The 13,173-nt window shown below is 63.9% G+C and carries 14 protein-coding genes, 1 tRNA gene and 2 pseudogenes; 9 read left to right on the top strand and 8 right to left on the bottom strand.

What is annotated here, in order from left to right:
- Positions 1–137: 137 nt before the first annotated feature.
- The 3 genes from N5I32_RS14945 to N5I32_RS14935 are packed head-to-tail and all read right to left on the bottom strand — an operon-like array spanning position 138 to position 2,063.
- The gene (locus N5I32_RS14945) at positions 138–614 is read right to left on the bottom strand and encodes a DUF2948 family protein (protein ID WP_261496669.1); all 477 of its coding nucleotides are present in this window, start codon (positions 612–614) and stop codon (positions 138–140) included.
- 2 nt (positions 615–616) lie between these two features.
- A complete protein-coding gene (gene murA, locus N5I32_RS14940) occupies positions 617–1,885 on the bottom strand; it encodes a UDP-N-acetylglucosamine 1-carboxyvinyltransferase (RefSeq protein ID WP_261496668.1) in 1,269 nt (422 codons plus the stop codon).
- Between the two features lie 4 nt (positions 1,886–1,889).
- On the bottom strand, positions 1,890–2,063 hold the full coding sequence (locus N5I32_RS14935) for a hypothetical protein (protein ID WP_261496667.1): 174 nt from the start codon (positions 2,061–2,063) through the stop codon (positions 1,890–1,892).
- A 90-nt stretch (positions 2,064–2,153) separates the two neighbouring features.
- Here N5I32_RS14935 and N5I32_RS14930 point away from each other — a divergent pair.
- Positions 2,154–2,228: transfer RNA gene (locus N5I32_RS14930), tRNA-Thr, on the top strand.
- Positions 2,229–2,983: 755 nt separating this feature from the next.
- Here N5I32_RS14930 and N5I32_RS14925 read toward each other — a convergent pair.
- From N5I32_RS14925 to N5I32_RS14915, 3 genes are all read right to left on the bottom strand, one after another.
- Positions 2,984–3,454 carry a nucleoside deaminase gene (locus tag N5I32_RS14925; RefSeq protein ID WP_261496666.1) on the bottom strand — a complete coding sequence of 157 codons (471 nt, stop codon included), beginning with the start codon at positions 3,452–3,454 and terminating at the stop codon, positions 2,984–2,986.
- 194 nt (positions 3,455–3,648) lie between these two features.
- The gene (locus N5I32_RS14920) at positions 3,649–4,572 is read right to left on the bottom strand and encodes a homocysteine S-methyltransferase family protein (protein WP_261496665.1); all 924 of its coding nucleotides are present in this window, start codon (positions 4,570–4,572) and stop codon (positions 3,649–3,651) included.
- A gap of 706 nt (positions 4,573–5,278) precedes the next feature.
- On the bottom strand, positions 5,279–5,740 hold the full coding sequence (locus tag N5I32_RS14915) for a hypothetical protein (RefSeq protein ID WP_261496664.1): 462 nt from the start codon (positions 5,738–5,740) through the stop codon (positions 5,279–5,281).
- A 648-nt stretch (positions 5,741–6,388) separates the two neighbouring features.
- Here N5I32_RS14915 and N5I32_RS14910 point away from each other — a divergent pair.
- Positions 6,389–6,706, top strand: a complete 318-nt coding sequence (locus N5I32_RS14910; RefSeq protein ID WP_261496663.1) for an ArsR/SmtB family transcription factor — start codon at positions 6,389–6,391, stop codon at positions 6,704–6,706.
- Positions 6,707–6,761: 55 nt separating this feature from the next.
- Complete coding sequence (locus N5I32_RS14905) at positions 6,762–7,814, top strand: permease (RefSeq protein ID WP_261496662.1); 1,053 nt, start codon at positions 6,762–6,764, stop codon at positions 7,812–7,814.
- A gap of 32 nt (positions 7,815–7,846) precedes the next feature.
- Here the strand turns inward: N5I32_RS14905 and N5I32_RS14900 are convergent.
- Together N5I32_RS14900 and N5I32_RS14895 are read right to left on the bottom strand one after the other, a co-directional pair.
- A pseudogene (locus N5I32_RS14900) lies at positions 7,847–8,139 on the bottom strand (hypothetical protein); the annotation flags it as partial.
- A pseudogene (locus N5I32_RS14895) lies at positions 8,139–8,531 on the bottom strand (transposase); the annotation flags it as partial. The pseudogenes N5I32_RS14900 and N5I32_RS14895, both read right to left, overlap by 1 nt.
- A 135-nt stretch (positions 8,532–8,666) precedes the next feature.
- On the opposite strand from N5I32_RS14895, the gene N5I32_RS14890 reads away from it, so the two are divergent.
- The 6 genes from N5I32_RS14890 to N5I32_RS14865 all read left to right on the top strand — a co-directional run bounded on the left by N5I32_RS14890 (position 8,667) and on the right by N5I32_RS14865 (position 13,113).
- Positions 8,667–8,957: an ArsR/SmtB family transcription factor gene (locus tag N5I32_RS14890; RefSeq protein ID WP_261496702.1), complete on the top strand. Its 291-nt coding sequence runs from the start codon at positions 8,667–8,669 to the stop codon at positions 8,955–8,957.
- The gene (locus tag N5I32_RS14885) at positions 8,954–9,952 is read left to right on the top strand and encodes a permease (RefSeq protein WP_261496661.1); all 999 of its coding nucleotides are present in this window, start codon (positions 8,954–8,956) and stop codon (positions 9,950–9,952) included. Before N5I32_RS14890 ends, N5I32_RS14885 begins: the two co-directional genes overlap by 4 nt.
- Before the next feature lie 14 nt (positions 9,953–9,966).
- Positions 9,967–10,194: a thioredoxin family protein gene (locus N5I32_RS14880; RefSeq protein WP_261496660.1), complete on the top strand. Its 228-nt coding sequence runs from the start codon at positions 9,967–9,969 to the stop codon at positions 10,192–10,194.
- Entirely contained in the window at positions 10,194–10,595 is a 402-nt protein-coding gene (locus N5I32_RS14875) for an OsmC family protein (protein ID WP_261496659.1), read from the top strand. The genes N5I32_RS14880 and N5I32_RS14875 overlap by 1 nt, the downstream gene beginning before the upstream one ends.
- Positions 10,596–11,322: 727 nt before the next feature.
- A complete protein-coding gene (locus N5I32_RS14870; protein ID WP_261496658.1) occupies positions 11,323–12,111 on the top strand; it encodes an OST-HTH/LOTUS domain-containing protein in 789 nt (262 codons plus the stop codon).
- A 72-nt stretch (positions 12,112–12,183) separates the two neighbouring features.
- Entirely contained in the window at positions 12,184–13,113 is a 930-nt protein-coding gene (locus N5I32_RS14865; protein ID WP_261496657.1) for an HNH endonuclease, read from the top strand.
- Positions 13,114–13,173: the final 60 nt, after the last annotated feature.

Here is a 13,173-nt window from a genome sequence, read left to right as displayed (position 1 = left end):
GGGCGCGCCCCCCTGCGCCGCCCCCGCCCCCCCCCCCCCCCCGCGCCCGCCCCCCCCCCCCCCCCCCCCCCCCCCCCCCCCCCCCCCCCCCCCCCCCCCCCCCCCCCGGTCGCCCCGGCGCCAGCCGGGGCGAAACCTCACTCCGGATGCGCCGGCGCCTTCCGGGATGGCGCAAGATAGGGCCGTGTCACATCCTTCAGCGTCACGTTCAGACACTCGGCCGTCACCGAGATCGCGCCATCCCCGGCAAGCGTGACCAGAAGCCGTCCCGCTCCGTCCTCGCCCGCCTCCCAGCCCAGCGACAGGATCGACAGGATGGTGTCACGCTCTGCCCTGTCGATGCCCTGCGAGGCAACCGAAAGCGCATCGCCGACCATGAGCACCGACTGCACCCGCTCGTACGCGCGCCCGCGCGCCTCAGCGCCCGCGCGGTCCTCCCAGCGGAAGCGGTTGAGAAGCAGCGCAAGCTCGCGCCGGCGCCGGTCATAGCGCATCTCGGTGATGGGCAGGACCGCGTCCTGCACCAGGGCCGAGATGACGCCCAGATCCTCGGCCGTCTCCGCCTTCAGCGCCAGCGGCCGTTCGGCCCCCTCCTCGAATGTCGCGTCTGTCATGCTCACTCGCCCCTGATCCGCTCGATGTCGGCGCCGCATGCCGACAGCTTCTCCTCGACCCGCTCGTAGCCGCGGTCGAGGTGATAGACCCGGCTCACAACCGTCTCGCCTTCCGCCGCCAGCCCCGCAAGGATCAGGCTGACCGAAGCGCGCAGGTCGGTGGCCATCACCGGCGCGCCCTTCAGCCGCTCCACCCCGGTCACCGTCGCATGCCCGCCGTGCACCTCGATCCGCGCGCCCATCCGCATCAGTTCGGGCGCATGCATGAAGCGGTTCTCGAAGATCGTCTCCTCCAGGACGCTCACCCCCTCGGCGGTGCACATCAGCGCCATCATCTGTGCCTGCAGATCGGTCGGGAAGCCGGGGAACACCTCGGTCTTCACGTCGACCGCGCGGATGCGGCCGTTCTTGCGGGCAACCCTCAGGCCCTTGTCGGTCTCGCTGACCGAGACGCCCGCCGCGTCCAGCTTCTCGCAGAAGGCGGGCAGCAGGTCGATCCGCCCGCCGATCAACTCCACCTCGCCGCCCGCAATCGCCGGCGCGATCATGTAGGTTCCCAGCTCGATCCGGTCGGCCACGACCGGGTGGGTGGCGCCGTGCAGCCGGTCCACCCCCTCGACGGTGACGGTCGCGGTCCCCTCGCCCTCGATCCGGGCCCCCATCGACCGCAGGCACCTGACCAGATCGACGATCTCGGGCTCGCGCGCGGCGTTCTTCAGGACCGTCGTGCCCTTGGCCAGCGTCGCGGCCATCAGGATATTCTCGGTCGCACCCACGCTCGCGAACCGCTGCTCGATCACCGCGCCCCTCAGGCCCCGCCGCGCCTCGGCATGCAGGTAGCCGTCCTTCAGCTCGATCGTCGCGCCCAGCGCCTCGAGCCCGGAGATATGGATGTCCATCGGCCGCGCGCCGATGGCACAACCGCCGGGCAGCGACACCACCGCGCGCCCCGCCCGCGCCAGAAGCGGCCCGAGGACAAGGTTCGACGCGCGCATTTTGCGCACGATGTCGTAATCGGCCGTCAGGCTCGTCAGGTCGTGGCTCGACATCGCCAGCACACGGCCCTCCTGCATCGAGGTGACCTCGGCGCCCAGCGACTGCAGAAGCGTCGTCATCGTCCGGATGTCCGACAGCCGCGGCGCATTCGTCAGCGTCAAGGGCTCGTCCGACAGAAGCGTCGCGGGCATCAGCGCAAGGCAGGCGTTCTTGGCGCCCGCGATCGGAATGCTGCCATTCAGGGGCCCGTTGCCCCGCACCAGAATCGAGTCCACTGCCTCAGCCTTCTTTCTTCTGTTCCGCCCCGTCCGCCGCCGTGCTGCCGGATTTCGCACCGCGCGCGCGAGCCTGCGCCTTGCGCCGCGCGATGTTGGCCTTGAGCGCCGCCTTGAGCCGCGCCGCACGCGCCTCGGCGTCCTTTCCGGCGGGGGAATTCGGGGGTTTCCTGTCCATGCGCTCCTTCCTACAGCGGAAGGCGGGAAGGGTCCAGATTGCGCTTGCGCACCGCCCGGTTTGCGTCTAACACGCGCCCCACGAAAGCGGGCTGCGGTAGCTCAGTGGTAGAGCACTCCCTTGGTAAGGGAGAGGTCGAGAGTTCAATCCTCTCTCGCAGCACCACCCCAACCCCTTGATATCAAATAAGACCCGTGCAAATCAGGGGCTTCTCCCATTCTGTGGTTACAGTGTTGGTTACAAACCGCAGGTAGTCATGGCCGGGAAGATCAGGCATCTCGTGAATCGTTCTGGGCGCTACCACGCGCGCACCGTGGTGCCGAAGGAGCTTCGTGCAATCATAGGCTAGACTGAGCTTCGACAGCCGCTCGGCGGCGATTACCGTCAAGCGCTGCGCTTACTTCCGAGTGCAGTCGCACAGCTTCAACACCAGATCGCCCTCGCCGAACGCAAGATCTCCACCACGTCCACCGCTCGCCCCGCGCGTTATCCACTGGCGCCCGATCAGATCGCACTGGCACATTACCAATGGCGGCTGGAAGGCTATGAACTGGCGCGTTCGCACCCGGCCTATGCTCAGATCGGCATCGATGACCAGCTTGTAATGATGCTGCGCAAGGGTATCGCCGGGAGCTTAACTGACGACGAGCTCGCTGAACTCGTCGGCGATCGAATAGACCGCTACGCCGCATCGACCGCCACGCTTCCGCCAGGATGTAGTTGCCAGTGTCTTGGCCGGAGGGAGGGCTCCGCGTCAACCTGCATCTCTTGGCAGTCCTTTCTGGACTTGCCCGGAAAATGTGGAGAGCACCAACTGAGGAACCAGGAGTTGTTCTATGGGAAACGGAAACAGTCCGACGGCGGAGTTTCGGCAGCATCAAAGCGGACAGTTAACGAGAAACTTCGCCGGCGGGTTCCCGTCACCAGAAATCCATGTGGTCGTGAACGATCTCTTCCTCGAGTTCCGGGAAGGGGCCACGGATCGCCACATGGCGCCGTCCGGCGGCAAACACCTGGTGACAGCTCAGGTCAAGGGTCAGGTTTTCGGGATTGTCTCCGGTCAACTCGGCCAGGCGCCTTTCGCTGAGGCCGTAAACCACGGTGCCGATACCCGCCCAGTAACACGCCCCAGCGCACATGCAGCACGGCTCAACCGAGGTTACCATCGTGCAATGTTCAAGAAATGCCGGGTCGTGTTGCTGCGCCGCCGCGCGGGCCACGTTCGCCTCGGCGTGGCCCACACCTCGGTCCTGCGAATAGGTGTTACCCGACGAGAGGAGCACGTCGCCATCCGGCCCGATCAGAAGCGCCCCGAAAGGATGATTGCCACTGGCCCGGCTCCGGCGAGCCACCTCCACTGCCAAACGAAGATACTCGATATCGCTCTTCACCACCACCTCCCCGGGGCCTATTCGTAGCCCTGCGCGCAATGATCCCTAGTCTGACGTCAACATCCTCGGTGCACCTGCGAGCTGTCCGGTAACTTGCCGCAGGCGCTGTCCGGTTCTTGATGCTCCAGACTGCATGAAGGGCAGCGGCGAGGGAACGAACCGCGGAATGGTCAACACCCAAGCAGTAATCTCCCTCAGACGCCTGCCGCCATCACCGCCTTGATGTGCCGCATGTCCGAGCCGCAGCACCCGCCGATGACGCGCAGCTGGGGCAAGCGTTTCGCCATCTCGGCAAAAAGCGCGCCGAACTCGTCCGGGTCGCCGTCATCGAGTTCGGTCGCTTCATCCAGCTCTGCATGACTGCGCCGCGAAGCGTTCGGCCGGATCATGCCGATGCGGTTAAGCCAGCCCGGCGGCAACTGGTCAAGGAAATGCTCGGGATGGGCGCAGTTGATGCCATAATACCGGCAGTAGCCGCCGGTCGCCGTTTCGACCTCGGCGAGTGCGGCGTCCAGATCTTGCCCTGTCGGCAACCGCCCGTCGGTCTCGACAGTGAAGGACAGCGCAAAAGGCAAACCCAGGTCGCGCGCCCGGTTGATCATGCCGATGGCTTCGCCAGGATGGGTGATGGTGAAGGCCGTCGCGATGTCCACCCCCGCCTCGGCAAGGGCTTCCAGTTGGGCGGTGTGGAGGCGGGCCGCATCGGCCGGGTCAAGCAGTTGTTCGGGAGCATAGCCATCTCCCGCCGGCCCCAGCACCCCCTCTATCAGGATGTGCTCTCGCCAGGGATGGGCGTCCCGAATATCTCGGGCGAAGGCCACGGCGCGTCGGTTGATGTCCCGGATCCCCGCATCGTCCAGGCCGAGTTTCGGTCCCCAGCCGGCATTCGCGCGCCAGGTCGGAGTGCCCAGCACGAGGCCGCGCCCGGCTTCCTGCGCCATGTCGAGATAGGAAACGGCATAACGCCGCAGCATATCCCGCCCCTCGGCAGTGTCGAGAAGGACGAAAGAGGCGAAGAGCGGCAAGTCGGCGCCTTCGTGGAAGATCAGGTCCGTTTCCAGGCCCCCGTCACTGACGAACGGCTCCGGTGACGAAAGCAGGTGATCGAGAGCACTCATGATGACCTCCCCCTGATGCGTTCATCCTAGCAGAACCTGGTGGGTTTTCCGACGTCGAATCTGGGGCTCTGCCGGATCGTGCACTCCCCGTTCTAGAGCACCGAAGAGAGCCACTGGGGCCGCCCTGCGTTTCGGGCAGGATGACCCCCTGCCGGACAGGCATGCGCCTCAGCGACTCGCTCGGAATCTCTGTGGAGTCCTACGGGGCGCGAACTGGCCCGCTCAGGTGAGACCGCCGATCCGGAAGGGGGAACGGCCGCGGCTTTCAGGCCCCTGTCAGTCGTCGATCCGGCATGGGCAAAGAAATTATCTTACGTTCCGAAGCAATCGGCGACCATCTTGCTATATCACGAAAGGCCCAACCCCCGGAGCCGCCAGTGCAGGAACCATTCACCACCGTTCTAAGCTTCGCGAAGACAATCGCCGCCCCGTTTCCCCTGACCCTCCTGAAGCGCCACACACGGGCACACAGGCGGCGACACGCGGCCGGACGGTGCTCAAGCCCGACATCGATCTCGGCCGCTACGCGTTCAAGGCGGTGATAGACTGGATTAAAGTCGAGGTGGAGGTCTGTCACCCGACGCAGTTTCGCCACCTGCAAGGCGAGCTTGAGGCCTTCTTTCCGAGGCGCTGCGACGTCAGGACAATCGAGCCAGACGCCGGCGGCGTGTCGACGCGCTTCATCATCACGATACAAGAGCCGAAATCAGTCGCACACGTTCAGCGTAGCCTCACCGTCTGTGTAGAACTCCGCGTAGATCTGCTTCTCGACCGGCAGCGACGCTGGTTCCGGCGCTGACGCGAAGCGAGAAGCCAGTGCCTTTCCGACGCGCTCCATGAGCTCTGGAGCATCCGCAACGATCCTCACCTTGCGAAGATGTTCCGGCTTCGGCTCCGCGATGGCAAAGAGGAGCGGCACCTTGTTGATCGCAACAGCGCGGATGACCTTCGGCGACGCGGAGAGCGCCTTCATGATGGCGTCGTCGCTCCCGTCGATCAGCGTCCTCGGCTCGGCCGCATCGACATCCAGGAAACCGACCTCGTTGGCATCGCCGGTCGATCGGTCGCAGAAGCAGCCGGTAGTGGACTTCGGCGAGCCGAGAAATCCTATGGCGCGCGCGACATTCTTTCTCGCCTTTTCGCTTCCTCTCGCCCGATCCGCATCCATCCGAACCGCATCTTGCTGCAGTGCCTCCGTTCTAAGAAGCCTTCCTTGATTGCACTCTCTGCATAGCTGGGCGTATCACAGACGAAATTCAGTCCAAAACAGCGGCGCTCGGAAAACTCAGAAAACGCGCAAATTCGGCCCGAAAACGTAAAGTTCTGTCAACTTAACGTAAAGGTAGGCCCCGATTTGCGTCGGATCCGAGGGTAGAACCGGGTGGATTTGGAGCATTACCTTTACATAGCCTTACATCGAAACCCCAATGAACATTGACATTTTCCTGTTCTGCCGTCGCGTTTTGTCGAAAATGTAAAGGTAGCGTCAGCCATATCACTGACGGCTTTACGCCGATGTAAAGCTAGGCGAGCGCACGAAACGGCCTGAGCCTTGACCCTGGCGCATGGATCGGAACTGTCCGAGCCAAGCGATACCATGATCCACCACCGCGGAGACAGCCGTGATGATGGCCGCTTCGCCCCGTTTGGACCTGCGCAGACTGGGGCTTCTGAAGGGATGGAATCCTGAGTAGGCGTGCGAAGGAGTGACCTTGCGAAAGGGAGCGGGTCCTGATCGCATGGCGCCGCATACAATCCCTTGCGGCGCGGGGGATCGAATCATTTACAAAACTGGCATTATAGTTATGTTGGCGCAATGACCACGATCAGCCCCAACGCCCGCGCCCTTGCCGCCCTTGGCCACGATGCCCGCCTGTCGATCTTTCGCCTCCTGGTGAAGGCCGGGGACGCGGGGCTCCGGGTCAGCGACATCGGCGAGCACCTGGGGCTCGCACCATCGACGCTGGCGCATCACCTCTCGACGCTCGTCGACGCCGGGTTGGTGCTGCAGGACAAGCAGGGGCGCGAGGTGTTCAACCGTGTCGATTATCCTGCGATGCATCGCGTGGTGGGTTTCCTGACCTCGGAGTGCTGCGCCGGCGTCACGATCCGCCCGTCGGAGGACGCCGCATGAGACGAGTGCGGCCTTTTTCCTGCCCTATAACAACCGCAATACCGGAGATTTGGTGATGACTGACATGCCTCTTGGAGCGCCCGGCCAACGATCTGTCCTTCGCAGCCTGTGGCAGACCCAGAGGGTCTGGCTCGCCTCGGCCACGATCCTCGCGGCGCTAGCGGTCTTCGACCCGCTGCAAGCCGCCGAAAGCGCGGTCTTCGCGGTTGGCGCGCTCCTGAACACGGCGCCGTTCCTGATCCTCTCCATCGCCATCGCGGCTTGGGCGGGGGCAACCGGGGCCGACAACCTCATCGCCAAGGCGTTCTCGGGCACGCCGCTCCTGATGATTGGGTTGGGCGCCTTAGCGGGGGGCATCTCGCCCTTTTGCTCCTGCGGGGTGATCCCGCTGATCGCGGCGCTTCTGGCGATGGGGGTGCCGCTCTCGGCGGTGATGGCGTTCTGGCTCGCCTCGCCGATCATGGATCCGTCGATGTTCGTCCTGACGGCAGGCGTGCTCGACCTCGAGTTCGCGGTGGCCAAGACGCTGGCCGCCATTGGGCTCGGCCTGTTCGGCGGGACGGTGGTGCACCTGATGATGAAGGGCGGCGCTTTCGCCGATCCGCTGCGCGAGGGGGTCGGCAACGGCGGCTGCGGTGGCGCGAAGATGCGGGCGCCCAGGCCCGTCGTCTGGCGCTTCTGGGCCGATGCCGACCGGCGGGCGAAGTTCGGCAAGACGGCGCTGAGCACGACGCTGTTCCTGGCCAAGTGGCTGATGCTGGCCTTCGTCCTCGAAAGCCTGATGCTGGCGTGGATCCCGGCCGAAACGATCACAGAGATGCTGGGCGGCGATGGCCTGGTGCCCATCGCGACCGCGACCTTGGTGGGCGTGCCCGCCTACCTGAACGGTTATGCGGCGCTGCCGCTGGTCGGCGGGTTGATCGAGCAGGGCATGGCACCGGGCGCCGGTCTGGCCTTTCTCGTCGCGGGGGGCGTCACCTCGATCCCGGCGGCAATGGCGGTCTGGGCGCTGGCGAAGCGCGAGGTTTTCGCGGTCTACATCGGCCTGTCCCTGAGCGGGGCCTTTGCATCCGGGCTGCTGTTCCAGCTCTGGACCTCGATGACATGAGCCATCGCGGCAAGGTGCAGCCCTGCCGGTCCTCAGGCGAGCCTGAGCCTGCAGGCGGCCAGCCAGCTGGCCAGTGCCATCGCACCTGCCGTGGCAAGGCACAGGGCCAGGCCCCCGGCCTGATAGCTCGGGCCGGACAGGAGCGCGCCGATCAGCCGGCAGGCATCGCCCCATTCGTTGTCATACCAGGCGCAGATCGTCACCTGCGTGCCGTTGATCACCATGGTGCAGGGGCCATAGACGATGGACGACCGCGGGTCGTTGGTGAAATCGCAAGACACCAGGGGGGCATCTCGAAGCCGAGGATGCCCTTCAGGGGGCCGTCACGCGTCGATAGTCGAAGCGTCGACGCTTCTCGGCGATCTTGTGCATTTCCTCACGGGTTTCCGGGCTATCGGGCGGCTGCTCACGCCGCAACGTCTTCGGATCGACACCGATCAGGACGCAGGCCCGGCGTTGGGAGATCGGATGATCCCTCACCACCACGTTATCAAGCATGGCATCGGCCAACCGGCGCTTCAGCTTCGCGTTCTCATCCTCGAGCTGCTTCAGCCGCTTGGCGTCCGACGGGTCCATCCCGCCATGCTTGGCCTTGAGCTTGTAGAACGTCGCGGGGCTCAGGCCGTGCTTCCGGCAACGCTCGGAAGTGGGCGGTCCCGCCGCCTGTTCCTTGATCATCCCGATAATATGGGTCTCGGTGAAACGGCTTTTCCTCATGTCGTCTGCTCCTTCTCAGGTTGGGCAGACTCTCCATCACAGCGAGGGAACTTCCGGGGGGGGCAGGTCATGATCCAGATCACGGTGGAGAATGCCAGTCTATGCGCAAATGCGCATGAATTGGAGCGCGCCCCCATGATCTTAGCCGTTCTATCCGCCTTGGCCGAACCGACCCGCCTTGACGCGATGCGTCTGCTTGCGGACGGCTCGGAACACTGTGTCTGCGAGTTGATGCAGAGGCTGGGCGCAACCCAAAGCCGCATGTCTCGGCGCATGCAAGTGCTGAAGCAAGCAGGGCTTGTGGTGGACAGGCGCGATGCGCAATGGGTGCGCTACCGAATCAATCCTGAACTGCCGCTGTCTCTCGCACGTCTGGTCGAGGCGGCACTGGAGCGTCAGATCATGGTCATGGGGGCGGCCGCATGAACGTGTTCGGCTGGATGAATGACCAACTGTTGCGGATGACTTTGCTCAACGAGTTGGTGGGTCAAGGTGTGGCCTCGGTCGGACTTGACCCGGCTTCGCGCCTTGGCGGCTCGGTGCAGTTCTTCGTCTATGACGTGATCAAGATCTTCATCCTGCTGTCCGTTCTGATCTTCACCATCTCATATGTACAAAGCCATTTTCCGCCGGAGCGGACGCGTGCTCTCCTGGGCGGCCGCTCCGGCCTTGGTGCCAACACGCTGGCGGCCCTTCTGGGCACGCTGACACCCTTCTGTTCCTGCTCGTCAATCCCCTTGTTCATCGGCTTCACTGCGGCGGGTCTGCCGCTTGCGGTGACGTTCTCCTTCCTGATCTCCTCGCCACTGGTCGATTTGGCCTCCGTGATCCTGCTGGCGTCGATCTTCAACTGGCCGATAGCGCTGGCCTATGTCGCCGTCGGGCTGGTCGTGGCCATCGTCGGGGGCACGGTGATCGGGCGCTTGGGAATGGAGGATCAGGTTGCGGCCTTCGTCCGCGCCGTGCCGGTGACCGGTGAGGTCGCGACGATGACGAGAGCCGAACGGGTTACCTACGCACGCGATCAGGTGGTCGAAATCGTCCACCGCGTCTGGGCCTATGTCCTGATCGGCGTTGGCATCGGGGCGGCAATCCACAACTGGGTGCCGGCAGAGGTCATCTCGACCCTGCTCGGGCAAGACAAGTGGTGGTCGGTCCCAACAGCGGTGATTGTGGGAATTCCGATGTATGCGGACATCTTTGGCACCCTGCCGATTGCCGAGGCGCTGGTTGGCAAAGGCGTGGGTCTAGGCACGGTGCTGGCCTTCATGATGGCAGTGACTGCGCTCTCCCTGCCCTCGCTCATCATGCTCAAGCGCGTCGTTAAGATGCCGCTTCTCGTCACCTTCACCGGCGTAGTGATCGTCGGCATCCTGTCGATCGGCCTGATCTTCAACGCGATTTCCAACTGGTTCATCTGAGAAAGGACCACATCATGATCATCAAGATCCTCGGCTCGGGCTGCAAGAAATGCGTGGCCCTGGGCGAGAACGCAAAGGCCGCGGCGGTGGCGGCGGGTAAGAAGGCCGAGATCGTCAAGGTCACCGACTTCGCCGAGATCGCGGCCTATGGGGTGATGTCGACACCGGGTCTGGTCGTCGACGAAAAGGTCGTCTCGACCGGCAAGGTGCTGACGGCGGACGAGATCGGAAAGCTCCTCTGATGGAATACCGCGTTCAAGCCCGCCGTATCGACGCCCATGGCAGCCTCGCGGTCGCCAAGGAAGCCGAGGTGACGCTCGATACCGATCTGGCCGGGCGGCGCGACGCGATGAACCCGGTCGAACTGCTGCTGTCGGCACTGGCGGCTTGCATGCTGAAGGGGATCGAGCGGGTGACGCCGATGCTGCAATTCCGGATCGCCGGCGCCGAGGTGCGGCTGGACGCTGTGCGCCAGGATGCGCCACCCAGGCTGACGCTGATCCGATACGAGATCATCGTGGACAGCCCCGAAACCGATCAGCGCCTCGACCTTCTGCATCGCAACGTGCTGAAATACGGGACTATCTCGAACACCCTGTCGGGCGCCGTGCCGCTTGAAGGCATCCTGCGGCGAAAGGCGTAAGGCGCGCCGATCACCTAGTTCATGGCCAGATTGATGAGGAGGCCCTTGGGTCGCCGCCCGACGTCCCTGAGGGAGTCGCAGTCGATAGCGATCATCATCGGATAGACCATCGCCCGGAGCAGCACCGCGACCACAAGGTTGACCGAGGCCTATTCGAGACCTGTCAGGGCGCCGAAGAGGGCGGGCAAAAGGTTACCCAGGGCCAGGCCCGCAAGGATACATAGGGCGACCCAGCGGGTCAGCCAGCGTTCGAAAAGGCATACTAGGTATCCTTCGCGGCGGGGACACAGCAGGCGCTGCCGGCTGTGGGCGTCAGGCCGGCAATGAAATCCGCCAGCGGGGCGAGGGCAGCGGGGTTCAGCGCAGAACAGATGCGTCAGTCGCGAACGGCTGTCTGTGAGAAGTGCCAACGCACGATTACGGAAACGGTGCGGGCTGCCCGAGGTCACCCCGTCGAAACGGGCAAATGCGGCGGAGGTTCGCAGAAAATGCTCCGATGCCGATCATTCGCTGAAAGGCGCAAAGCTGGCAGTAGCGAATGCCAAGCGCGCAGGCTCAATGCTATGGCGGTATGGTGCCCTTCACCAGCATGTGTTTGTTATGTGCCAGACTTGGATCAGACAGAGCGATGACGGCACCACCCGACGACACGGTTCAAGCGCTCCAGCGGGATGTTCAGCGATTGCTGGGTCGATGCATGTTGCAGCTCCAAGCATACGAGCGCCAGATGAAGGCGATCGTGGCTCATAGCCGGTTCTCGTTCGGATCACGGACGCTCGACGGGGCCCAGAAGGAGCGCGTAGCCGCGACCGCGCGCAAGACCCTCGGCACCCTGGTCGGCGAACTGCTCGGATCGTATCTTGTCGCCGACGAGATCGCCGCCCAAGCCGGGGCCGAGCCGGACGCACCCGAGGGGGAGATCTGGATCGAGGCTCGGTTTAGCTTCTCACCGCCGGCCGAAGATCTCGCCCGGATCGAAGCCGGACTGCGGGAACTTGTGGTGTTGAGGAACGACCTAGTTCATCACTTCCTCGACCAGCACGATGTCTGGAGTCCGGATGGCTGCCGTGCTGCGCAAGAAGCCCTGGTCGCGGCCTATGATCGCATTAGTCTGCACAAACAAGAACTCCAGATATGGGGGAGAATACTGTATGAGGCTCGGCGTCAGCATGCGGAGCTTCTCGGTTCGGACGAGTCCCGAGACTTTATCGTTTATGGAATTGCCCCGGATGGCACCGTGCACTGGCAAGTCTCAGGGATCGTGAAGGCGCTAAAGGAAGCAGCAAGAGAGTTGACGGTCGAAGGCTGGACCTCTGTCGAGGCGGCCGGCCAATGGATTGCCGAGCGCTATCCTGAATTGCTTCCAGCGAAGTATGCGTGCCGCAGCTGGCGACAGGTTATCCATGAGTCCGGTCTGTTTGATCTTTGCTACATGGACAGGGGTGGACAGCGCGCCGCCTGGTATCGGTTAAAGCAGGTTTCGGGGAAAGCGGGTAACCTGCCCGCCACCACCTGAACGGAGCCTGGCTGCACTCGACCGCCGCCGGTTTCGTCTTGCCATCACCGGCGATCCTGGTTTCCTGGACGCATGGTCAAGCTCGTTCTCTTGCACAAGGCGGATTCGATCTACGAGGATGAACTCGATGTCGAATACGATCTTCCGCGCGCCTACCTCAAGGCCGTCGAGGCGGCGGTTGGCGACTGGATCGTCTACTATGAACCTGTAAAGGCCGGGCCGCGCGGCTATTTTGCCGTGGCCAGAATCTCGCAGGTGATTCCGAAGCCCGGGTTCGACGGAAGGTATCTGGCCCTGATCGCGCCGGGGAGCTACCTGCCCTTCGACAGGGAAGTGCCGCGACTGGTGAACGGACGCCCCCTGGAATCGTCGCTGGCAGGCCCCGACGGCGCACCGCTTTCGGGTGGTGCCGTGCAGTCGGCGGTGCGGCGCCTGCCAGAGAGCGACTTCGCGCGGATCGTCAATCTTGGCCTGCCGGAGGATCTCGAACGGATCGAAGCGACCCGCTACGACCCGCACTCCAATGAGCTGGATGATGAACCGTTGATCTTTCAACGGCCGGTGATCGAGCGGCTGACACGCCGAAAATACCGCGAGGTCGCCTTCAGCAGAAAGGTCAGGGAAGCCTACGGATACCGCTGCGCGATGTCGGGGTTGCAGCTGCGCAATGGTGGAGATCGCCCCGAGGTCCAGGCGGCTCACATACGGCCGGTCGAGCGGGACGGAAGCGACTCCGTCCGCAACGGTCTGGCGCTCTCCGGGACACTGCACTGGATGTTCGACCGTGGCCTAATTTCGATTGCCGAGGACAACGAGACGATCCTCGTGTCTCGCAACAAGGTCCCTGGCGATGTCGTCGATCGCCTCATCAGACCCGGCGGCAAGTTGCTGAAGCCTGAGGATCCCCATCACACGCCGCATCCGCACAACCTGCGATGGCATCGAGAGAATATCTTTGGACAGATTGTGGAGGATGCAGCTTCTCCCTGGCCCCTTGGCTGAACGGCGCCCTTAAAACCAGGCCCCTCAATACAGGCTTCGCCCCATTTTTGCGAGGCTGAG

The sequence above is a fragment of the Albidovulum sediminis genome (assembly GCF_025380365.1).
GTDB classification, from domain to species: domain Bacteria; phylum Pseudomonadota; class Alphaproteobacteria; order Rhodobacterales; family Rhodobacteraceae; genus Albidovulum; species Albidovulum sediminis.
Note: the sequence above shows the minus strand (reverse complement) of the source record. Positions and strands in the feature narration are given on the sequence as shown.

Bases quoted from the DNA above. Each gene is read 5' to 3' on its own strand.
- N5I32_RS14945 (WP_261496669.1), bottom strand. From the start codon at position 614: ATGACAGACGCGACATTCGAGGAGGGGGCCGAACGGCCGCTGGCGCTG.
- N5I32_RS14935 (WP_261496667.1), bottom strand. From the start codon at position 2,063: ATGGACAGGAAACCCCCGAATTCCCCCGCCGGAAAGGACGCCGAGGCG.
- N5I32_RS14920 (WP_261496665.1), bottom strand. From the start codon at position 4,572: ATGAGTGCTCTCGATCACCTGCTTTCGTCACCGGAGCCGTTCGTCAGT.
- N5I32_RS14915 (WP_261496664.1), bottom strand. From the start codon at position 5,740: ATGGATGCGGATCGGGCGAGAGGAAGCGAAAAGGCGAGAAAGAATGTC.
- N5I32_RS14910 (WP_261496663.1), top strand. From the start codon at position 6,389: ATGACCACGATCAGCCCCAACGCCCGCGCCCTTGCCGCCCTTGGCCAC.
- N5I32_RS14905 (WP_261496662.1), top strand. From the start codon at position 6,762: ATGACTGACATGCCTCTTGGAGCGCCCGGCCAACGATCTGTCCTTCGC.
- N5I32_RS14890 (WP_261496702.1), top strand. From the start codon at position 8,667: ATGATCTTAGCCGTTCTATCCGCCTTGGCCGAACCGACCCGCCTTGAC.
- N5I32_RS14885 (WP_261496661.1), top strand. From the start codon at position 8,954: ATGAACGTGTTCGGCTGGATGAATGACCAACTGTTGCGGATGACTTTG.
- N5I32_RS14880 (WP_261496660.1), top strand. From the start codon at position 9,967: ATGATCATCAAGATCCTCGGCTCGGGCTGCAAGAAATGCGTGGCCCTG.
- N5I32_RS14875 (WP_261496659.1), top strand. From the start codon at position 10,194: ATGGAATACCGCGTTCAAGCCCGCCGTATCGACGCCCATGGCAGCCTC.
- N5I32_RS14870 (WP_261496658.1), top strand. From the start codon at position 11,323: ATGAAGGCGATCGTGGCTCATAGCCGGTTCTCGTTCGGATCACGGACG.
- N5I32_RS14865 (WP_261496657.1), top strand. From the start codon at position 12,184: ATGGTCAAGCTCGTTCTCTTGCACAAGGCGGATTCGATCTACGAGGAT.